Genomic DNA, 19579 nt, shown 5'->3' on the forward strand with positions numbered 1-19579 from the left:
AACTCTCCTGAGCCGCACGCCCGTTCGTCAAAGCCTTTTCGCCGTACGCCGGTCAGAGCGTGTGCAGCCGCAGCCCGCTCGCGCCGGGCTGCTCCAGCCCCTCCCGCAGCCGCATGTCCCGCCCGTAGTCGCCGCCGTCCAGCCGCCGGAACGGCACCGGCTCCTCCGTGAACAGCCCGTCCAGCCGCCGCCCGTACGCCTCCGCGACCTTTGCGAACCCCTCCTCCGGCAGGCCCACCGTCCCGTACGCGGCGAACGGTTCGAGCGCCGCCAGGCCGGTGAACCAGAACACGCCGTGCTGCAGCGGGAACAGCACCTCCGCCAGCGGCCCGTGCGCGCCCCGGTCGGTGAACGCCGACTCGCGCGCGCCGACGCTCACCGCCAGCAGCCCGCGCTTTCCGCCGAGCGCGCCCTCGGTGTACGGCGGCGGTACGCCCGGGCCGTGCGCGAACCCGAAGGTGAGCACCCGGTCGATCCACCCCTTGAGGATCGCCGGTACCGAGAACCACCACAGCGGGAACTGGAGCACCACCGCGTCGGCCCAGCGCAGCTTCTCCTGCTCGGCCGCGAGCTCCGGCGCGAGCCGCCCCGCGAGAGCGGCCTCGCGCTGGGCGGGGAGCACCTCCAGCCGGGCGTCCGCCGGGTGCTCGGGGAAGTCGTCGGCGCCGAGGGCGGCCTGCCACTTCATGGCGTAGAGGTCGGAGACCCGCACCTCGTGCCCGGCGGCGCGCAGCCGCTCGACGGCGAAGTCGGCCAGCGCGGCGGTGAGGGAGCGCGGTTCGGGGTGGGCGGTGACGATCAGGACGCGACGGGGCCGGTCGGCGGGGGGCTGCTGCGGTGCGTTGCTGCTCATGGCACCCACCCTCGCCCGCCCCGCCCGCCGCAGCCAGGTCCCTGTGCTTCCGGTGGACTCCCGGTCCTGGTACTGCCGGGGCCACCCATACTGGAGGCCATGGACACCGCCGCCGCCCGCCCCGCCGACCCCCGCCGCGCCCTCGGCGAGTTCCTGCGCGCCCGCCGCGGCCGGGTGGCCCCCGAGCGGGTCGGCCTGGCGGGCGGCGGCCGGCGGCGGGTGCGCGGGCTGCGCCGCGAGGAGCTGGCCCAGCTGGCGGGCATCAGCGTCGACTACTACGTCCGCCTGGAGCAGGGCCGCTCCACCCAGCCGTCGAACGAGGTGCTGGAGGCGCTGGCCCGCACCCTGGGCCTGGACCGGGCGGAGCGCCGCTACCTGGACACCCTGGCCTGCGCCCGCCGGGTCCCGGTGCCCGCGCCCCGGGTGGGCCCGGTGCTGGGCCGGATGCTGGACGCGCTGGGAGCGGGCCTGCCCGCCTTCGTCACCGACCACCGCCTCGACGTGGTGGCCTGGAACGCCCTGGGCGCCGAACTCCTCGGCGGCGCCGGGGATCCGGCCCGCCGCGACCGCAACCAGGCCCGCTTCCTCTTCCGGGACGCCGCCGCCCGCACCGTCCACCCCGACTGGGCGGCGCGCGCCGCCGAGGCCGTCGGCCAGCTCCGGGTGGCGGCCGGCACCTGGCCGGACGACGCCGAGCTGTCCGCACTGATCGCCGAACTGTCCGCCACCGCGCCGGAGTTCCGCCGGATCTGGGACTCCGGCGAGGTGGTGATGTGCGCGGCGGGCCGCAAGCGCCTCCACCACCCGCTCACCGGCACCCTCACCCTGGACTTCGAGGCCCTGCACGTGCCCGCCGCCCCGGGCGAGACGGGCCTCGTCCTGCACGTCTTCTCCCCGGGCGAGGACGCGGCCGCGGCCGCCGCCCTGGCCCGCCTCGCCGGGGCGTAGCGCGCGCCCGGCCCACCGCGGCCCCCGCCCCGTCACTCCTCCGTGACGCCCAGCAGCGCCAGGAACGCGGCCGCCGCCGGGTGCGGGCGCTCCCGGCACCAGATCACGTACTCCGCGCGGGACGGTGCGTCCGTGACCTCGACGGTGACCAGGTCGGTCGCCAGGCTCGCGACGTACGAGGGCGCGAGCAGCGCCACGCCCAGGCCCGCGCCGACCAGCCGGGCCAGGTAGTCCGCGTTGGTCACCTCGAAGGCGACCTCGCGGGTGAGGCCGGCGGCGGCGAAGGCCTGATCGGACTGGGCCCGGCCCGCGGTCTTCGCCGGGAGGTCCACGAACACCTCCGAGGTCAGCCGCCGCAGGTCCACCGGGCCCTGCCCGGCGAGCGGGTGGCCCGGGGCGACCACCGCGACCAGGCGTTCCCTCGCCAGCTCCCGGGCCATCACGCCCCGGGGCCGTGACGTGACGGGGATGCCGATCAGGGCCACCTCGGTCTCGCCCTGCCGGACCTGCTCGACGAGGTCGTCGCTCGCGCCCACGCCGAGACTCACCCGGGCCTTCGGGTGGCGCCGGTGGAACTCCCCGAGGACGGCGGGGAGGTCCACGGCGGCGACGGAGGGGATCAGCCCCACCGTGAGCCGTCCGCGCACCTCCCCGACGGCCGCCGCGACCTCGGCCGCCGCCCGGTCCGCCGCGTCCAGGCACTGACGGGCGACCGGCAGGAAGGCCGCGCCCGCCGGGGTCAGCCGGACCCGGCGGCTGCTGCGCTCGAACAGCCGCGCTCCCAACTCCTTCTCCAGGCGCGCGATCTGGTGACTGAGCGCGGACTGCACCACCAGGCAGCGCCGGGCGGCCCTGGTGAAGCTGCTCGTCTCGGCCACGGCGACGACGTACCGCATCTGCTGGAGCTCCATCGATCCATCGTGATACGCGATGCATCGCGTGACAAGCATGTGTTGGACTCATCGATCCATTCGGTCCGAGACTGGTGCCCTTCCCCTCAACTCCCTTGCCCGAGGCGTGCCGACGCGCGCGCCCGGCAGCCCGCGCCGTCGAACGGACCGCCATGCGTACCACGCCGCCCCGAACGCCGCCGACCACGGTCACGGCCACGACCACGACCACGACCGTGCAGGGCACCGCATGGGACTGACGAACGCGCCCACCGCCGCCCTGACCGCCCTGGCCCCGACGGTCTGGGGCAGCACCTACCTGGTGACCACCGAACTCCTGCCCCCGGACCGGCCGTTGCTGGCCACCACGGTACGGGCCCTGCCCGGCGGCCTGTTCCTGCTGGCCCTCGGCCGCCGGCTCCCCGCCGGCGTCTGGTGGTGGCGCGCCCTGGTACTGGGCGTGCTGAACATCGGCGCCTTCAACGCCCTGCTCTTCGTCGCCGCCTACCGGCTGCCGGGCGGCATCGCCGCCGTGCTCCTGTCGGCCCAGCCGACCTTCGTCGTGCTCCTCGCCGCCCTCCTCCTCGGCGAGCCCGTCACGGCCCGGCACGCCCTGGCCTGCGCCCTGGGCGCCGGGGGAGTGGCGCTGCTCGTCCTCCGGGGCGCGGTGGCCCCGGACACCGTCGGCGTCCTGGCCGCCGTCGGCGGGGCGCTCTGCATGGCCTCGGGCATCACCCTCACCAAGCGGTGGGGCCGACCCGAGGGCGTCGGCCTGCCCACCTTCACCGGGTGGCAGCTCACCGCGGGCGGCGCCGTCCTGCTGCCGGTCTGGCTGTCGCTGGAGGAGATGCCCGACCGGCTCACCGGCGCCAACCTCCTCGGGTTCGGCTATCTCGCCGGGCTGGGCGCGGTCCTGAGCTACCTGCTCTGGTTCCGGGGCATCGCCCGCCTGCCGGCCGTGGCGGTCTCCCTCCTCGCGCTCGGCAGCCCGGTCGTCGCGGCGCTGCTCGGCTACCTCGTCAAGGACCAGACGCTGTCCGCCCTCCAACTCCTCGGCATCGCCGCCGTCCTGCTGGCGGTCGTGCTCGGCCAGCCCACCTCATCCCGCTCCGGAAGGACGACATGACCACCCGAGAAGAGACGCGGACGCCGGCCGCGCTGCCGCCGCGGGCGCAGCTGGCCGTCCGATGGCTGGGCGTGGCCGCCATCACGGCCAGCCTGTTCGTCTTCCTCACCACTGAGCTGATGCCGATCGGCCTGCTCACTCCGCTCGGCGAGAGCCTGGACGTCTCCGTCGGCACGGCCGGCCTGATGGTGACGGCGCAGGGCGTCGCGGCCGGCCTCGGCGTGCCGTTCATCGTGGCCTGGACCCGCCGGGTCGACCGGCGCAGGCTGCTGACCGCGCTGCTGGCCGTCCTGACGCTCGGCAACCTGATCACCTCGGTCGCCCCGAACTACCCGCTGATCCTGGTCACCCGCATGGGCATCGGCTTCGCCAGCGGCGTCTTCTGGGCGATCGGCGTCAGCATGGCCATGCGCATCGTCCCGGAGAAGCACGCCAACCGGGCCGCCGCCGTCGTGATGTCCGGCATCTCGATCGCCACCGTCGTCGGCATCCCGCTCGGCACCCTGCTGGAGAGCGCCGGCTCCTGGCGCACCACCTTCCTGATCTGGGCGGGCCTCAGCGCCCTGGTGCTGCTCGCCGTCGCCGTCACGGTCCCGCCGATGCCCTCCGCGAACGCCGTCCCGGTGCGGGAGGTGTTCGGGCTGCCGGTCACGAACGTGCCGCTGCGGGTGGTCCTGGTGATGGTGGTGTTCTTCGTCCTCGGCCACTTCGGCGCCTACACCTTCGTCCGCCCCTACCTGGAGGAGAAGGCCTCCGCCTCCGCCGGCTTCGTCACCGTCGTCCTGATCGTCTTCGGCATCGGTGGCGCGATCGGCAACTTCGTCGGCGGCCGGGCCGTCGCCAGGAGCCCGCGGGGCAGCTTCGCCGCGGGCGGCCTGCTGCTGATCGCCGCGCTCGTCCTGCTGCTGACCACCGGCGCGAACGACGTCGGCGTGATCGCCGCCATGGTCCTGTGGGGCATCGCCTTCGGCGTCGTCCAGCTCAGCCAGATCACCATGACGCTCGCGGCCGCGCCCGAGACCTTCGAGGCCGCGATGTCGCTCAACACCATGGCCTACAACACCTGCATCGCCCTGGGCGCCCTCGTCGGCGGCCTGCTCGCCGACCACACGGGCGTCACCAGCGCCCTCTGGTTCGGCATCGTCCTGGTCGGCCTCGCCGTCCTCCTCCGCTCGGCCGCCGGCCGGCGGTCCCTGTCATGATGGCGCGATGGATCACAGTGACCGACAGAACGTCAGTTCCGGCTCCCCGCTGGAGCCGGAGATCGGATTCTCCCGGGCCGTGCGCAAGGGGGCGCACGTCGCCGTCGCCGGGACGGCGCCGATCGGGGAGGACGGCGGCACGGTCGGTGTGGGGGACGTCTACGCCCAGACCGTCCGCTGCCTCGACATCGCGGAGGCCGCGCTGAGGGCAGCGGGCGCCGGGCCGGCCGACGTCGTGCGGACCCGGATCATGCTCACCGACGTCACCGCCTGGCGCGAGGCCGCCCGCGCCCACGGCGAGCGCTTCGCCGCCGTCCGCCCGGTCACCACCTTCGTCGAGGTGTCCCGCTTCATCGACCCCGAGTGGCTCGTCGAGATCGAGGTCGACGCGGTCCTCGACCGCGACCCGGCGGCGGACTGACCGCCGCCGCCGCCGAGGCGGGCGTACGGCCGGGGCCGCCCCACCCCCGCACCCGCCCCTTCCCCCCGGCTCCGCGTCCCTTACCTCGGTCCCTGCTGTGCGGCGCGTGACCGCCGTGGGGCAGGATCGGTCCGGTCGGAACGGATCGGGCGGGTGCGGAGGAGGCGCGGGTGCGGCGGCGCGGGGCGGGAGCGGTGATGGCGGCGGCAGCCGTGACGGCGGTGGCCGCGGCGGCGATGGCCGGCTGCGGCGGGCCGAAGCCCCCGCAGGAGGAGCTGATCGCCGTCCGCCTGGAGGCCGGCCGCCTGGTCGTCCGCACCGGCATGTGCCACGACGAGCGCCTGCACGCCGTCCGGGTCAAGGTCTTCCCGGGCTCCGAGAAGCTGGACGTCCGCCCGCGCGAGGGCCGCTCCGCCGCCGAAGCGCTGGAGACGGTCGACCTCGGCGCCCTCCCGCCCGGCTGGACCTCGCACGGCCAGCTCCCGGGCGGCGTCACCGCCGACAAGCGCTACACCGTGGAGGTGCTCCGCAACCGCACGCTCACCGTGACCGTCCCCGGAGACGTGCTGCTCGCCCTGCCCGTCGACAAGTGGGCGGCCGGCGGCTGGGACTGGGACTACAAACTGCTCACCCCCAAGGAGTTCGACAAGCGCCGCAAGGCCTCCTGCCGCGACGACTCCTGAACGGCGGCTCCTGCGGCTGCCCGTACCTGACCTGCGAGGATGGACACCGGGCCCCGCCACCGCGGCGGCCCGACGTCGAGACGCAGGGAGCACCGAGGGTGTCGCAGCAAGGACCGCACGGCGGCGGCCCGGTCGAGCGGATGGAACGGCACCAGGTGGCGGTCTACCTCGCCGCGATGGCGCTCGGCGCCCTGCTGGGCCGGCTGGCCCCGGGTGCGGGCCCGGGCCTGGAGCAGGCCGTCAGCCCCGTCCTCGGCGCCCTGCTGTTCGTCACCTTCCTCCAGGTGCCCGCCGCCGAACTGCTGCGCTCGCTGCGCGACACCCGTTTCCTCACCGCCGCGCTGACGGTGAACTTCGCCGTGGTCCCGCTCGTGGTGGCCGCGATGTTCACCTTCCTGCCCGACGACCGGGCCGTGCGCGTCGGGGTGCTGCTGGTGCTGCTCTGCCCGTGCGTCGACTACGTGATCGTCTTCTCCGGCCTGGCCGGCGGCTCCAGCCGCCGCCTGCTCGCCGCCACCCCGCTGCTGCTGGTGGCGCAGATGCTGCTGCTCCCGGTGTTCCTCCGCCTCTTCATGGGCCCGGGCCTGTCCGACCTCGTGGAGGCCGGCCCGTTCGTGCGGGCCTTCCTCACCCTGATCGTCGTCCCGCTCGCGCTGGCCTGGCTGCTCCAGGCCTGGGCCGCCCGCCGCCCGGCCGGGCAGCGGGTCCGCGACGCCGCGAGCACCACCATGGTGCCGCTGATGGCCGCGACCCTGCTGACGGTGGTCGCCTCCCAGGTCCCCGAACTGGGCGACAGCCTCCGCGACGTCGCCGGGGTCGTCCCGTTCTACGTGCTGTTCCTGCTGGTGATGGCGTTCGCGGGGAAGGCCGTCGCGCGCCTCTTCCGACTCGGCACCGGTGCCGCCCGCGCGATCGTCTTCACCGGAGCGACCCGCAACTCCCTGGTCGTCCTGCCGCTCGCGCTCGCCCTGCCCGACCCGCTCGCCGTGGCGGCGGCCGTCGTCGTCACCCAGACGCTGGTGGAAGTGCTGGGCATGGTCGCCTACGTGCGCCTCGTTCCCCGGCTGGTCGCCGACGGGGCCTGAGGAATTCCCTCCGCCGCATTCCCCGGCTTAGGTCGTCGGCCATCTGTCCCGGTGTCCGGAAACACGTCGGGTGACTGATTAGTGGGCGCACGAAGTCGGCCATCCCGGTGGCGGGTTATCGCCCTTCCGAAACCCCCATGTCGGACATAGCGCGACGCGTCACCGGCCCGTCGTCGCCGTCGGGAGTGGCGCGAGTGACGCACCGTCACTGTACGGACTAAATTTGCGAAACCTTTCCCCGGGCGGGCGTGCGCATGTCCTAGGGTGCCGTACGGATCTTCCCGGAAATCCGGGGGCCGCCGTTCCGCCGTTCGTTCCGGAATGGCGGTTGCCCTGCTGGAACTGCGCTTCGCCGGTGGACCGGCCGTATCGGCCGTGTCACCGTCACCCGATCTAGGAGCCCACTCCATGTCCCGTACTTCCGCCCCGCGCGCCTGGCGGTCCGGACTGGCCGCCGCCGCGCTCGCCGCCGGCGCGCTGACCACCGCCACCGCCGGTACCGCCGGAGCCGTCACCGGCACCCCGGCCGCCGCCGGCAGCTACGCCTACACGGCCCACCTGGACATCGGCAACGGCGCCAAGGCCTGCTCCGCCGTCCTGATCGACCGCCTCTGGATCATCACCGCGGCCAGCTGCTTCGCCGACAACCCCGACCCCGGCTACCCGGCCACCGCGGGTGCTCCCGCCAAGCGCACGGTCGCCACCATCGGCCGGACCGACCTCACCACGACCAACGGCGTCCAGACCGAGGTGGTCGAGCTGGTGCCGCGCGCGGACCGCGACGTGGTCCTCGGCCGGCTGGCCACCCCGGTCGACGGCATAGCCCCGGTGCCGATCGCCGCCACCGCCCCGGCGGCCGGCGAGACCCTGCGCGTCGCCGGCTACGGCCGCACCGCCACCGAATGGGCGCCGCTCAACCTGCACTCCAACACGTTCACGGTGAACTCCGTGGCGGCCACCGGGGTCAACATCACCGGCCAGAGCGGCGCGGCCGTCTGCATGGGCGACAACGGCGGCCCGGCGCTGCGCGCCACGGCCGGCGGCGGCGCCGAGCTGGTGGGCGTCAGCAGCCGCTCCTGGCAGGGCGGCTGCTGGGGGAAGGCGGCCGAGACCCGGACCGGCGCGACCGAGGCGCGGGTCGACGACCTCCGCGGCTGGGTGCAGGACACCGTGCGCCACGGCCGGACCGCCCGGGACGCCAACGGCGACGCCCGCGCCGACGCGTTGCTGACCTACTACCACGCCGACGGCTCGATCGGCTTCTACACCGCGCTGGCCGGCCGCAACGGCGGGCTCGGCGAGTACTTCGGCGGCTACAAGGTCCCGGTGGCCGGCGGGTGGGACCGGGCGGCGATGAAGCTGGTGCAGGGCGACTTCAACGGCGACGGCCGCTCCGACCTCGCGATGCTCTACCACCGCGGCGACGGCTCGATCACCCTGCACACCGCGCTCACCGGCCCCGACGGCCTGCTCGGCGCCTTCGACGTCAACGGCACCACCGTGCCGGCCTGGGGCAACTGGGACTGGAACGCGTTCGACCTGTTCCCGGGCGACGCGAACGGCGACGGCCGCACCGACCTGATGATGGCGTACTACCACCCCGACGGCTCGATCGGCTTCTACACCGCGCTGGCCGGATCCAACGGCGCCATCGGCGAGTTCAACGGCGGCTTCTCCGTCCCCGCGGGCAGCTGGAGCCGGGCGGACATGAAGCTGGTGCCGGGCGACTTCAACGGCGACGGCCGCGCCGAGCTGGCCATGCTGTACCGCCACGGCGACGGCAGGATCAGCCAGCACACCTCCTCGGCCAACGCCGCCGGCCTCCTCGGTGACTTCACCACCGACGGCTGGACGGTGCCCGCCGGGGCCGGCTGGGACTGGAACGCCATCCAGCTCCTCCCGGGCGACACGAACGGCGACGGCCGCACCGACGTGATGATGGCGTACTACCACGCCGACGGCGCGATCGGCTTCTACACCGCGCCGGCCGGGGCGAACGGCGGCGTCGGCGAGTACACCGCCGGGTTCTCCGTCCCCGCGGGCAGCTGGGTCCGCGGCGACATGAAGCTGATCCCGGGCGACTTCAACGGCGACGGCCGCGCCGAGCTGGCCATGCTCTACCACCACGGCGACGGCAGGATCAGCCAGCACACCTCCTCGGCCAACGCCGCCGGCCTCCTCGGCGACTTCACCACCGACGGCTGGACGGTGCCGGCCTGGGGCAACTGGGACTGGAACGCCCTCGAGCTTCCGTAACCACCGCCTGACGGCCTGACGGCCTCCCCGGCTACGGCCGGGGAGGCCGTCAGGCCAGTGGCGTCCCCTCGCGGCCGATCCGGCGGACGCCGCGCGGCGCGAAGGTCATCGGGCCGCTCCAGCCCCGGTGCACGAGGGCGATCTGCGAGGGCAGCGGCTCCACCGGGTCGAACTCCCGGCCGAGCGCCCAGTTCCGGAACAGCCCCTCGGTCGTCGCGACCGCCGACACCACCATGGTCACCTGGAGCCCGCCCTTGCCCCAGGTGTGCCAGAGCGCCCAGCCCTCCGGCCGCGGCTCGACGCCGAACCGCGCGCACGCCTGCTCGTAGTCCTCGTCCAGGCCCGCCGGCACGGCCCCGGGCTTGAGGACGGCAGCGGCGGCCAGCTCGAGGAGGGGGCGGTCCTCCACGCAGCCGTCCCCCTCGAAGTGGTACGCGCGCACCGCCCGCGCGAGCGCGTTGACGCTGTGCTGGAACGGCGTCGCGTCCGGCGGGTCGGGCGCGTACGAGAGCCGGCCCTCGGCGGAGGCCTCGACGGTGACGTCGTGGGCGAGGCGCTCGATCTCCCGGAGGTAGTCCAGCTCATCGGGTTCGGGTGTGCTCACGGCGCGCAGTCTCGCACCCGCCGCCCCGTACGGGCACGCGCTTTTCCACCGCGCGGGCAGTCCCCGGGCGGCCGGCGAGCCGGGGCTCGGCCCGTGGGTGAATGCTCGGCAAGACCTTCAAGGGGCCGACCGACCGGACGCTCGCCCGGCAGACCGCCGAGTCGCTCGCCCGGGAGACCGGGCGGGACGCCCGGGCGGTGCCGGTCCGGCCGGAACTGGTCGAGGTCGCCTTCGACGGCCTCCAGCGCGGCCCCCGCTACCCCGCACGGCTGGCCCTGCGGGGCAGCCCCCGCTACCCCGCAGGGCAACCCCCGCCACCTCGCCGGGCCGGTCCTGCGGTCCGCCGGGGTGGTGCGCTACCGGCCGGACAATCGCGCCGCCGAGGCCGAAACGGCGGCCTCAGTAAGGGAGTTGGCCACCACCGAAGGCTTGTGAGGCCGTCCGCGCGGCCGGGTCCGCCGACCCGTCCGGCGAAGTACCGCGGGTTGAAACGCATTGCGCCGCACGGGGGTTCACGCACAGGGGCCGAATCGGCCATTCTCGATCCGGCCACCGGACCCCTCCGTGAACGGATCAGCGATGGCTAGGTTGACCGTGACAACGAGAGGCGGCCGCCGGGCAGTCGGCGCCGCCCTGGCGAAAGGTGCCCGACATGCAGGTGAGCGTCGACCGGGACCGTTGCTGCAGCTCCGGCATGTGCGTGACGAACGCCCCCGAGGTCTTCGACCAGGACGACCGGGACAGTCTCGTGAGGCTCCGTCAGACCGTCTTGCTGCCCGAGCAGTTCGACGGCGTGAGGCTCGCCTCCGAGCTCTGCCCGGGCCGGGCGATCACCGTCACCGGGGACGAGCCCGCGCGGACCGGGGCCTGACGGACCCCCGCCGCCGGCCGCGCAGGCCGCCGGGAACCTTCCCGGGCCCCGAACCCCACGAGAACACCCGCGACGTGAGGAGACCCCGCCTTGACCACCGCACCCACCACCCCCGCCCTCCCACTGCCGGCCCGGCACTCCGGCGGCTGCCCGTTCGGCCCGCCGCCCGTGTACTCCGAGGCCGCCGCCACCGGGCCGGTGACCAGGGCCGAGCTGCCCGACGGCGACCTCTGCTGGCTGGTCACCGGCTTCGCCGAGGTCCGCACCGTGCTGTCCGACCGCCGGTTCAGTGCCGACATACGCCACCCGACCTTCCCGCTGCTGATCGCCGGCGCTCGCGAACTGATCACCGACAATCCGGACTTCCTGCGGCTCGACGACCCCGAGCACGCCCGCCAGCGCCGCATGCTCACCGGGGAGTTCCTGGTCAAGCGGGTGGAGGCGCTGCGCCCGGAGATCCAGCGGATCGTGGACGAGGCACTGGACCGGATGACCGCGGGCCGGACCACGGCCGACCTGGTCACCGACTTCGCGCTGCCGGTGCCCTCGCTGGTGATCTGCCTGCTGCTCGGCGTGCCGTACGAGGACCACGACCGCTTCCAGCGCCTGAGCCGCACGATGCTCAACCAGGAGAGCACCGTGGAGCAGCTCCGGGAGGCCCAGGAGGAGGTCCGGGACTACCTGCGCGACCTGACGGCCCGCAAGCGCGCACAGCCGGAGGACGACGTCCTCAGCCGACTCGCGGCGCGGGACGACCTGACCCCGGACGACGTGGCCGGCATGGGCGTGCTGCTGCTGATCGCCGGGCACGAGACGACCGCGAACATGATCGCGCTGTCGACCGCGCTGCTGCTGGAGCACCCCGAGCAGATCCCCGGCCTGGCCGACCCGGCCACCCTGCCGGGCGCGGTGGAGGAGCTGTTGCGGCTGCTGACCATCGTGCACACCGGACTGCCCCGGGTGGCGCTGGAGGACGTGGAGCTGGGCGGCGTCACCGTCCGGGCCGGGGAGGGCGTGATGGCGATGCTCTCCACCGCCAACCGGGACGAGGCGGTGTTCGGCGGCGCCGGCCATCGGGCGACGGACGAGCTGGACCTCTACCGGGACGCCCGGCGGCAACTGGCGTTCGGCTTCGGCGTGCACCAGTGCCTGGGCCAGCCGCTGGCCCGCGCCGAACTCCAGATCGCCCTGGAGACGCTGTTCCGCCGGCTGCCGGGGCTGCGGCCGGCCGGCGAGCGCGAGTTCCGTACCGAGTCGTTCATCTACGGGATGCGGTCACTGCCCGTGACCTGGTGAGCGGGGCCCGATGGAGAACTCTCACCGGAGTACCGGTGTGACCGCCTGGCGGCCGGGGGCGATGGTGCTCGTGCGCGGCGCGCCGACGTCATCAGCCGTCTCTCCGACGAGGATCACGACCTCGGCTCTCAAGTCCCGCATGGCCGCCGCCGTCCTCGGCGCCGTCGAGGTCTACTGGGCCCGCGGGCTCAGGCGAGGGCGGAGACCAGCAGGGCGAACGCGGCGACGATGACGGCGACGCGGGCGTAGTGGTAGCGGTCCCAGCGGCTCATCTGCTCCTTCCAGTCCGCGGGCCGGTTCTCGGGGGTCCACGTCTTGCCCCGGTTGTTGATCGGGACGAGCAGCAGGACCGACATCAGCACACTCAGGACCAGCAGCGCCCCGGCGCCGACCACCAGGCCGGCGCCGGGGTTCTGCCATTCGGCAACGGCCCAGACGGCGCTCAGGGCGAGCGAGCCGATGTACCAGACCGGCATCACGGCGCCGAGCATCCGGCCCCCGTGGGAGCGGGCGAGTTGGCCGCTGTCCTCGGGGAGTGCGTTGAAGATCCGGTTCATGACGAAGGCGACGGAGAACTCCACCCCCACCATCAGGCCGACGACCACGGTGGTGAACACCTCAAGTGCGTTGAGCATGACGACCCCTCCGGGGATCTAGTGCTGCTAGCTGATGAGGCAACGCTAGCGCTGCTGCCGCTTGATTGTCTAGCGATGCTAGGATCGAGTCATGTCGGTACAGGAACGCAAGCAGCGCGAACGCGCGGAGCGTGAACGCCTCATCGTGGCGACGGCCCGCGAACTCGCCGAGCGGCAGGGCTGGGACGCGGTCACCACCCGCCGGCTCGCCGAGCGCATCGAGTACAGCCAGCCCGTCCTCTACAGCCACTTCCGCGGCAAGCGCGAGATCATCGGAGCCGTGGCCCTGGAGGGCGCCGCCGAGATGGCCGCGGCACTGCGGGCCGCGACCGCCGCCGCGGACGGCCCCCGCGCCCGGGTCGCCGCCCTCGCCCGGGCCTACCTCGACTTCGCCGAACGCAACCCGGCGGTCTACGACGCCATGTTCCGGCTCGACGGCGGTCTGGCGTTCGCGCGGGAGGACACCCCGGAGCCGCTGAAGGACGCCTTCGCCGCCCTGCTGGAGAGCCTCGCCGAGGTCGCCGGGGAGGGTGTCCACCCGGGTCAGTTCACCGAGACGTTCTGGGCGGCCCTGCACGGGCTGGCCACCCTGACCCGGGCCGGGCGACTGCCGGCGGAGCACGTCGAGTGGCGGGTGGACCTGCTGGTGGACCGGCTCGCCGTGCTCTGACGTGCCGACGGAGCCGCGCTCAGGCGAACGCCGTCACGCCGTCGGTGCACAGCAGACCGAACCCGGTCCGCGACCCGACCGGCACGGCACCCCTCGCGGCCGAACTCTACTGCTCCACCGCCCCGCCCGGCCTGGTGCCGACGGTCTCGCCGATGGCCGCCAGCAGGTTGGCCACCAGGGGGCTGCGGTCCTCCCGCCGCCAGGCGACGGCCACCCGGGTGCGGGCGGTGCGCGGTTCGACGGGCCGGAAGGCGACCTCCCGCAGCCCGAGGCGCCGGATGCCCGCCGGGGCGAGCGACACCCCGAGCCCCGCGCCGACGAGCGCGCACACCGTCTGCCACTCCACCGCGTGCTGCACGATCCGCGGCGCGAACCCCGCCGCCCCGCACAGCTCCGCTATCCGGTCGTACAGCTGCGGCCCGACCGGGCGGGGGAGGAGGACGAACGGGGAGTCGGCCAACTGGGCGACGTCGACGGTTCGTTGGGCGGCGAGCGGGTGGCCCGCCGGAAGCACGGCGACGAACGGCTCGGTGAGGACGGTGCGGAAGCCGAGCGGCCCGGCCCCGGCGTCCGGGGGCTCGCGCAGCAGCCCGATGTCGATCGTCCCCTCGTGGAGGGCGGCGAGCTGCGGGGCGGTGGTCATCTCGCGCAGGTCCAGGTCCACGTCCGGGTAGCGCGCGCGGAAGGTGCCGAGCAGCCCCGGCAGGACGGTCAGCGCGAGGGAGGCCGAGAACCCGATCCGCAGCCGCCCCGCCCGCCCGCTGCCCACCGCCCGGGCGGCGGCCAGCCCGTCGGCGAGGTCGGCGAGCGCCCGCCGCGCCGCCGGCAGCAGCTCCCGCCCGGCCGGGGTGAGCGCGATCCGCCCCGGCGCGCGGACGAACAGGCGGTGCCCGACCCGCGCCTCCAGGCGGGCGATCTGCTGGCTGAGCGGGGGTTGCGCGATGCCGAGGCGGGCGGCGGCGTGACCGAAGTGCAGTTCCTCGGCGAGCACGGCGAAAGCGTGCAACTGGGGGAGTGGGAGTTCGGGGCGGTCCATATTCCTAGAGATATCAGGCGATGGTTTTCGGGGTATTAGACGTATCGCCGCAGCTCGCTTAGCGTTCGCCGCATGACAGAGCGACGCGCCATTCTCAGCGGCTCCACCTTCGAGGAGCAGATCGGCTATGCGAGGGCGGTGGTCGTCGGCGACGCGGTCCACGTCTCCGGGACCACCGGATTCGACTACCGGACGATGACGATCGCCGACGACGTGGTGGAGCAGGCCGAGCAGTGCCTGCGCAACATCGGCGAGGCCCTGGCCGAGGCCGGCTGCACGTTCGCCGACGTGGTGCGGGTGCGCTATCTGCTGCCGCAGCGTGAGGAGTTCGAGCCCTGCTGGCCGGTGCTGCGGCGGTACTTCGGGGAGGTGCGGCCGGCGGCCACGATGATGGTGTGCGGCCTCGCCGACCCCCGGATGAGGATCGAGATCGAGGTCGACGCGCGGCGGCCGGCGGGGGAGTGAGGAGCAGGAAGTCGGCGGGGCCGACTTCCTGTTTCGGCGGTCAGGGGGTTGCGGTCGCCGTGGCGGCCGGGGCGGGGTGTGGGGTGGGGCGCGGGTCGTGGTGGTGGTGCTTGAGGACGGGGTAGACCCAGGCGATCAGCGCGAGGAGCAGGGTGAGGGGGAGGACGGTGTAGGCCGCGGCGGCGGCCGGGCCGTGCGGGGTCCGATCAGGCGGCGGCATCGTCGGAGGCTGCCTTGAACTCGGTGAGGGGCAGGTCGAGTTCGGCCCAGACCGTTTTGGCGTTGGGATCCCGGGGCAGGGTGCCCCAGCGGTCGGCGAGCGCGTTGACGAGGGTCAGCCCGCGCCCCGACTGGGCGTCCACCGGACAGGCGGGCGACGGGAAGACCGGCCGGCGGTCCCCTCGGCAGTCCGACACCGCGATCCGGAGCACGGTGGTGCGCGCCCGGCGCGCGGTGGTGAGCGAGAGGCACAGTTCGAACCCGCGCCCCGGGGTGCGCCCGTGGCTGGCGGCGTTCGCGGCCAGCTCGGCGACGATGATCAGCGCGTGCTGAAACGCCTCCGGCCAAAGGGAGTTGAGGTCCCAGGCGGTCAACTGCTGCCGGGCGATCCGGCGCCCGATGGCGGCTCCCTTGGGGGTGCACGTGAGGAGCGCGGTGTGGGCGCGCGGCTCGGGCTCGTCGAGGGGAATTTCGGACTTCATGGGGAAAAGCCTGCCCCCCCGGGCTTAGGCTGACGACGCATCCGGTGGGCACGGTGAGTGCCTGTGTGTGTGCGGAAAGTGTCGCGTGACGGCGGTCGGCCGTGACAGGAAAATGGGGAGGTCGTAATGACTGAAGTTCGGGGCACCGGCGGAGACAGCGGCGACGTGGCGCGGCCGCAGCTCGACGAGGACCTGTCCGAGGTGTCGGACTTCCTCCGGGCGATCGGCAAGCAGATCAAGCTGCTGCGCGAGCGGGCGGGCCTGACGCAGAAGGAGTTCGCCAAGGAGGTCGGCTACACCGAGAGCCTGATCGGCGCGGTCGAGCAGGGGAAGCGTACGCCGCAGCGGGAGCTGCTGGTGGCGGCGGAGCGGGTGCTGGACGCCGGCGGGCTGCTGCTCATCATCGCGGACGACATCGAGCGGGCGAAGGCCAAGGCCCGCGTGCGGCACCCCGAGTGGTTCCGGGGCTACGCGGGACTGGAGGCCATCTGCGAAGAGCTCAACGACTGGAGCCTGTGGGACTTCCCGGGACTGCTCCAGACCGAGGCCCACGCCCGAGCCATCTACGAGATGCGCCAGCCCGTGCTCTCCGAGGAGGTCATCGAGATGCGGGTGGCGGCCCGCTTGGCGCGGCAGGAGATCCTCGCGAAGTGGCCCCGGGCCATGTTCAGCTGGGTGATCGACGAGAGCGTGCTCCGCCGGCCGATGGGGGGCTGGGATGTCCACGCGGGCCAGCTGCGTCACCTGCTGGAGGTGGGGAGTACGCGGGGGATGGTGATCCAGGTGATGCCCCTGAACCGTACGGACCACGCTGGTATGGGTGGCCCGTTCATTCTGCTCACCCCGAAGGGGCGCTCGCAGATGGGCTACATCGAGGTGCAGACGAGCAGTAGGCTGATCACGGATCAGAGTGAAGTCCGGATCCTGAACGCGCGCTACAGCACGCTCAGGTCTCAGGCGCACACTCCTGAGGAGTCCCTGTCGTTGATCGAGAAGATTCTGGGAGAGCGATGAGCAGCGAACTGGTGTGGTTCAAGAGCAGCTACAGCGGCAACGAGGGCGGCGCTTGTGTCGAGGTCGCCGAGGCGACCGAGGCCGTGCTGGTGCGTGACTCCAAGGACAAGTCGGGTCCCCACCTCACCTTCTCGTCGGCGGCCTGGGAGGCCTTCGTCGAGTTCGCGCAGTCGGTCTGACGACCAGTCTCCCCGCTCGGCGCCCAGCGGCCGTCCACCCACCGGTGGACGGCCGCTTTCTGTGTGGGCGCCGTCCCCCCGCTGTGGGGGTTGTGCCATGGCCTCCCGGGGCGCTGCTCCGTATCCTGAACGCGCGCTACAGCAGCCTCACTTCAGGGAGAGCCATGAGCAGCGATCTGGTGTGGTTCAAGAGCAGCTACAGCGGCGACGAAGGCGGTGCGTGCGTCGAGATCGCCTGGTTCAAGAGCAGCTACAGCGGCAACGAAGGTGGCGAGTGCGTCGAGGTCGGCTGGCACAAGAGCAGCCACAGCGGCGACGAGGGCGGCAACTGCGTCGAGGTCGCCGAGACGACGTCCGCCGTCCTCGTCCGTGATTCGAAGGACAAGTCCGGTCCCCACCTCACCTTCTCGCCGGCGGCCTGGGAGGCCTTCGTCGACTTCGCCCAGTCCGCCTGACGACCAGTGGGTTGCGCCGTGGCCTCCCGTGGCGCGGCTCCGTATCCTGAACGCGCGCTACAGCAGCCTCACTTCAGGGAGAGCCATGAGCAGCGATCTGGTGTGGTTCAAGAGCAGCTACAGCAGCAACGAGGGCGGCGCCTGCGTCGAGATCGCCTGGTTCAAGAGCAGCTACAGCAGCAACGAAGGTGGCGAGTGCGTCGAGGTCGGCTGGCACAAGAGCAGCCACAGCAGCGGCGATGGCGGCGAGTGCGTCGAGGTAGCCGAGACGACGTCCGCCGTCCTCGTCCGTGACTCCAAGGACAAGTCCGGCCCCCACCTCGCCTTCTCCCCGGCGGCCTGGCAGTCCTTCCTCGACTTCGCCCAGTCCGCCTGACCCCGGCCGGGGTTGGCGTCGCTGCGACGCCAACCCCGGCCGGGGATCACCACGAGGCCGTTCCCGACCTCGACCACTGAGGAACCGGATCAGATGTCGATCCAGAAAGCCTCCATCCAGCGGGCCTCACCGATGCTGCCGATCCACTGGTTGTACGACCACTGGTCCGTGCCCTTCCAGCCGACGTTCTGCACGTGGGCGGCGGCCTTCATGGGCGCGTTGCTGCTCCACAGGTGAATCGCCTCGATCACATTGCCGTTGGGGTTCCAGAACTCGATCTGGTAGCTCGAAGGCACGTGGACCGCAGGGGCGGTGCCCTCATTGGCGAAGTGCAACTGCGTGTGGAAGTCCAGGCCGCCGCCCACGGTGAAGATGACGCGGTCGATCGGGTCGTTGTGGTTCTCCGTCCCGGTGAAGCCCGGACCGTCACTGCACACCGTGTTGGTCCACTGGCCGCTCCGCGTGTGCGCCTGGAAGCACACGTAGTACGACCTCGCCGTGCCGGACTCGACGGCCTCCGCACGCGCCGCGTCCACCGACCGGCTCAGTTCCGGAGTCAGCTTCTCGATCTTGATCCCGGTGTTCGCGGCAGGAACGGACGGGTCGGCCGCCTGCGCCACCGGAACCATGCCGAGGAGCGTGAGGGCGGTGAGCGCCGAGACGGCGGTCAGTGCGCGGATTCGCATGATCACTTCTCCGTTCGATTGTCGGGCCAACTGCTTTGCATACGTAATGAAATGCCACCCGACGGTGCCCCGGCCATGTGAAAATCGGACACAATTTCAGCCGTACACGAATGGCCATGACCTGGAGGAGCGACCGCGGGGCCGGTGCACCGAGGGGCGATGGGTCACAGCCGGTGCCGGACGATCAGGGAGCCATGTGCAGGGCCTCCAGCATCCCGCCGGGCCGCGTCCTGGCCGGAGCGAACTGCCAAGGAGGACGGGCTGTATCCCTTGAAGTGCCAGAGCCCTGGCGGCAGTCGGCGGCGGTCGGTCACGGTATTGCCGCGAATGCCTCCCGATGGTCGCGTGCCCACTGCTCGAACGTGCCCGCCGGCCGGCCGAGCACCCGCGGCACGTGGTCCGTGACGTAGGCCGCACCGCCGGCGCGTGCCCAGCCGACGCCGGTGCGCATCCCGGCCGGCAACCGGTCGAGCGCATTCGTGTCGGTGATCCTGACCGGCCGTTCGAGCACGCCCTCCAGGATCGCCGCCTGGTCCGCGAACGTCAGCAGCTCCGGCCCGGTCAGGTCGTACCGCCGCCCGTCGTGCGCATCGCCGGTCATGGCGGCGACGGCGACCGCGGCCACGTCCCTCGGGTCGACGACGGCCTGCCGGGAGTCGCCGGTCAGGTTCGGGATCGGCTCTCCGGCCTGGATCAGCGCCCGATGCCACAAGACGTTCGAGGCGAAGCTCGGCGGGCGAAGCATCGTCCACACGAGCCCGCTGGCCTCGATCGCCTCCTCCGCGGCGAGGTGCCACGCGCCGACGGTCGCCCCGTCGAACCGCTCGCCGCTACCGATGGCGGACAGCTTGACGATCTTACGGACGCCCGCCGCCCGCGCGGCCGTGACCAGGGCGATGTCGTGGTCCGCGGTTGGTGTCGGGGGCACGGTCAGGAGGAAGACCGTGTCGACGCCGGCCACCGCGCGCGCCAGCGACGCCGGGTCGTCGAAGTCGGCCCGCACCCCGCCGGGCCGCTCGCGGCGGGACATCGCCCGGAACGGTAGGCCGCCCTCGGTGAGCAGGCGGACGACGTGACTGCCGATGGTGCCGGTGGCACCGGTAACAAGGATCATGTCCTGACGATGA

24 protein-coding genes are annotated in these 19579 nt (G+C 73.1%); 15 read left to right on the forward strand and 9 right to left on the reverse strand.

The annotated features are described in order from the left end of the window. Positions 1-52: 52 nt before the first annotated feature. Positions 53-853 carry an NAD(P)H-dependent oxidoreductase gene (locus ACFCLZ_RS29305; protein ID WP_380280822.1) on the reverse strand — a complete coding sequence of 267 codons (801 nt, stop codon included), beginning with the start codon at positions 851-853 and terminating at the stop codon, positions 53-55. A gap of 99 nt (positions 854-952) precedes the next feature. On the opposite strand from ACFCLZ_RS29305, the gene ACFCLZ_RS29310 reads away from it, so the two are divergent. Next, on the forward strand, positions 953-1801 hold the full coding sequence (locus ACFCLZ_RS29310; protein ID WP_380280824.1) for a helix-turn-helix transcriptional regulator: 849 nt from the start codon (positions 953-955) through the stop codon (positions 1799-1801). 32 nt (positions 1802-1833) lie between these two features. Here the strand turns inward: ACFCLZ_RS29310 and ACFCLZ_RS29315 are convergent, their stop codons facing one another. Next, a complete protein-coding gene (locus ACFCLZ_RS29315; protein ID WP_380280826.1) occupies positions 1834-2712 on the reverse strand; it encodes a LysR family transcriptional regulator in 879 nt (292 codons plus the stop codon). A 229-nt stretch (positions 2713-2941) separates the two neighbouring features. On the opposite strand from ACFCLZ_RS29315, the gene ACFCLZ_RS29320 reads away from it, so the two are divergent. From ACFCLZ_RS29320 to ACFCLZ_RS29345, 6 genes are all read left to right on the forward strand, one after another. After that, entirely contained in the window at positions 2942-3817 is an 876-nt protein-coding gene (locus tag ACFCLZ_RS29320; RefSeq protein ID WP_380280827.1) for an EamA family transporter, read from the forward strand. Next, complete coding sequence (locus tag ACFCLZ_RS29325) at positions 3814-5019, forward strand: MFS transporter (RefSeq protein ID WP_380280829.1); 1206 nt, start codon at positions 3814-3816, stop codon at positions 5017-5019. Before ACFCLZ_RS29320 ends, ACFCLZ_RS29325 begins: the two co-directional genes overlap by 4 nt. 7 nt (positions 5020-5026) lie before the next feature. Beyond that, positions 5027-5440, forward strand: coding sequence for a RidA family protein (locus ACFCLZ_RS29330; RefSeq protein WP_380280831.1), 414 nt, complete (start codon positions 5027-5029; stop codon positions 5438-5440). A 197-nt stretch (positions 5441-5637) separates the two neighbouring features. Beyond that, positions 5638-6123, forward strand: a complete 486-nt coding sequence (locus ACFCLZ_RS29335) for a hypothetical protein (RefSeq protein ID WP_380280833.1) — start codon at positions 5638-5640, stop codon at positions 6121-6123. A gap of 140 nt (positions 6124-6263) precedes the next feature. Continuing rightward, on the forward strand, positions 6264-7208 hold the full coding sequence (locus tag ACFCLZ_RS29340) for an arsenic resistance protein (RefSeq protein WP_380286317.1): 945 nt from the start codon (positions 6264-6266) through the stop codon (positions 7206-7208). A gap of 408 nt (positions 7209-7616) precedes the next feature. Then, positions 7617-9464 carry a trypsin-like serine protease gene (locus ACFCLZ_RS29345; RefSeq protein ID WP_380280835.1) on the forward strand — a complete coding sequence of 616 codons (1848 nt, stop codon included), beginning with the start codon at positions 7617-7619 and terminating at the stop codon, positions 9462-9464. A gap of 49 nt (positions 9465-9513) precedes the next feature. Here ACFCLZ_RS29345 and ACFCLZ_RS29350 read toward each other — a convergent pair whose 3' ends face one another. Continuing rightward, positions 9514-10068, reverse strand: a complete 555-nt coding sequence (locus ACFCLZ_RS29350; protein WP_380280837.1) for a hypothetical protein — start codon at positions 10066-10068, stop codon at positions 9514-9516. 652 nt (positions 10069-10720) lie between these two features. Between ACFCLZ_RS29350 and ACFCLZ_RS29355 the strand changes: the two genes are divergently transcribed. After that, complete coding sequence (locus ACFCLZ_RS29355) at positions 10721-10939, forward strand: ferredoxin (protein ID WP_380280839.1); 219 nt, start codon at positions 10721-10723, stop codon at positions 10937-10939. A 90-nt stretch (positions 10940-11029) separates the two neighbouring features. Further along, the gene (locus tag ACFCLZ_RS29360) at positions 11030-12235 is read left to right on the forward strand and encodes a cytochrome P450 (RefSeq protein ID WP_380280841.1); all 1206 of its coding nucleotides are present in this window, start codon (positions 11030-11032) and stop codon (positions 12233-12235) included. 188 nt (positions 12236-12423) lie between these two features. Here the strand turns inward: ACFCLZ_RS29360 and ACFCLZ_RS29365 are convergent, their stop codons facing one another. Further along, positions 12424-12870 carry an anthrone oxygenase family protein gene (locus ACFCLZ_RS29365; RefSeq protein WP_380280843.1) on the reverse strand — a complete coding sequence of 149 codons (447 nt, stop codon included), beginning with the start codon at positions 12868-12870 and terminating at the stop codon, positions 12424-12426. 91 nt (positions 12871-12961) lie between these two features. Here ACFCLZ_RS29365 and ACFCLZ_RS29370 point away from each other — a divergent pair, with 91 nt between their 5' ends. After that, complete coding sequence (locus ACFCLZ_RS29370) at positions 12962-13540, forward strand: TetR/AcrR family transcriptional regulator (RefSeq protein ID WP_380280845.1); 579 nt, start codon at positions 12962-12964, stop codon at positions 13538-13540. A gap of 106 nt (positions 13541-13646) precedes the next feature. Here the strand turns inward: ACFCLZ_RS29370 and ACFCLZ_RS29375 are convergent, their stop codons facing one another. Beyond that, entirely contained in the window at positions 13647-14576 is a 930-nt protein-coding gene (locus ACFCLZ_RS29375; RefSeq protein ID WP_380280847.1) for a LysR family transcriptional regulator, read from the reverse strand. Between the two features lie 72 nt (positions 14577-14648). Between ACFCLZ_RS29375 and ACFCLZ_RS29380 the strand changes: the two genes are divergently transcribed. After that, entirely contained in the window at positions 14649-15041 is a 393-nt protein-coding gene (locus ACFCLZ_RS29380) for a RidA family protein (protein ID WP_380280849.1), read from the forward strand. Positions 15042-15081: 40 nt separating this feature from the next. Here the strand turns inward: ACFCLZ_RS29380 and ACFCLZ_RS29385 are convergent, their stop codons facing one another. Further along, positions 15082-15261 (reverse strand): hypothetical protein, encoded by a 180-nt coding sequence (locus ACFCLZ_RS29385; protein ID WP_380280851.1) that lies wholly within the window; start codon positions 15259-15261, stop codon positions 15082-15084. After that, on the reverse strand, positions 15248-15742 hold the full coding sequence (locus ACFCLZ_RS29390) for an ATP-binding protein (RefSeq protein ID WP_380280853.1): 495 nt from the start codon (positions 15740-15742) through the stop codon (positions 15248-15250). The genes ACFCLZ_RS29385 and ACFCLZ_RS29390 overlap by 14 nt, the downstream gene beginning before the upstream one ends. A 126-nt stretch (positions 15743-15868) precedes the next feature. On the opposite strand from ACFCLZ_RS29390, the gene ACFCLZ_RS29395 reads away from it, so the two are divergent. From ACFCLZ_RS29395 to ACFCLZ_RS29410, 4 genes are all read left to right on the forward strand, one after another. Next, positions 15869-16756: a Scr1 family TA system antitoxin-like transcriptional regulator gene (locus tag ACFCLZ_RS29395; protein ID WP_380280855.1), complete on the forward strand. Its 888-nt coding sequence runs from the start codon at positions 15869-15871 to the stop codon at positions 16754-16756. Then, the gene (locus ACFCLZ_RS29400) at positions 16753-16935 is read left to right on the forward strand and encodes a DUF397 domain-containing protein (RefSeq protein ID WP_380280857.1); all 183 of its coding nucleotides are present in this window, start codon (positions 16753-16755) and stop codon (positions 16933-16935) included. Before ACFCLZ_RS29395 ends, ACFCLZ_RS29400 begins: the two co-directional genes overlap by 4 nt. 164 nt (positions 16936-17099) lie before the next feature. After that, positions 17100-17390 (forward strand): DUF397 domain-containing protein, encoded by a 291-nt coding sequence (locus ACFCLZ_RS29405; protein ID WP_380280858.1) that lies wholly within the window; start codon positions 17100-17102, stop codon positions 17388-17390. Positions 17391-17475: 85 nt separating this feature from the next. Then, on the forward strand, positions 17476-17766 hold the full coding sequence (locus ACFCLZ_RS29410; RefSeq protein WP_380280859.1) for a DUF397 domain-containing protein: 291 nt from the start codon (positions 17476-17478) through the stop codon (positions 17764-17766). 89 nt (positions 17767-17855) lie between these two features. Here ACFCLZ_RS29410 and ACFCLZ_RS29415 read toward each other — a convergent pair whose 3' ends face one another. Both ACFCLZ_RS29415 and ACFCLZ_RS29420 read right to left on the reverse strand, forming a co-directional pair. Beyond that, the gene (locus ACFCLZ_RS29415) at positions 17856-18452 is read right to left on the reverse strand and encodes a hypothetical protein (protein WP_380280860.1); all 597 of its coding nucleotides are present in this window, start codon (positions 18450-18452) and stop codon (positions 17856-17858) included. Between the two features lie 310 nt (positions 18453-18762). Continuing rightward, positions 18763-19566 (reverse strand): NAD(P)H-binding protein, encoded by an 804-nt coding sequence (locus ACFCLZ_RS29420; protein WP_380280862.1) that lies wholly within the window; start codon positions 19564-19566, stop codon positions 18763-18765. Between the last annotated feature and the right edge of the window lie 13 nt (positions 19567-19579).

Source organism: Kitasatospora purpeofusca (genome assembly GCF_042691725.1).
In the GTDB taxonomy this organism is placed as follows: domain Bacteria; phylum Actinomycetota; class Actinomycetes; order Streptomycetales; family Streptomycetaceae; genus Kitasatospora; species Kitasatospora purpeofusca_B.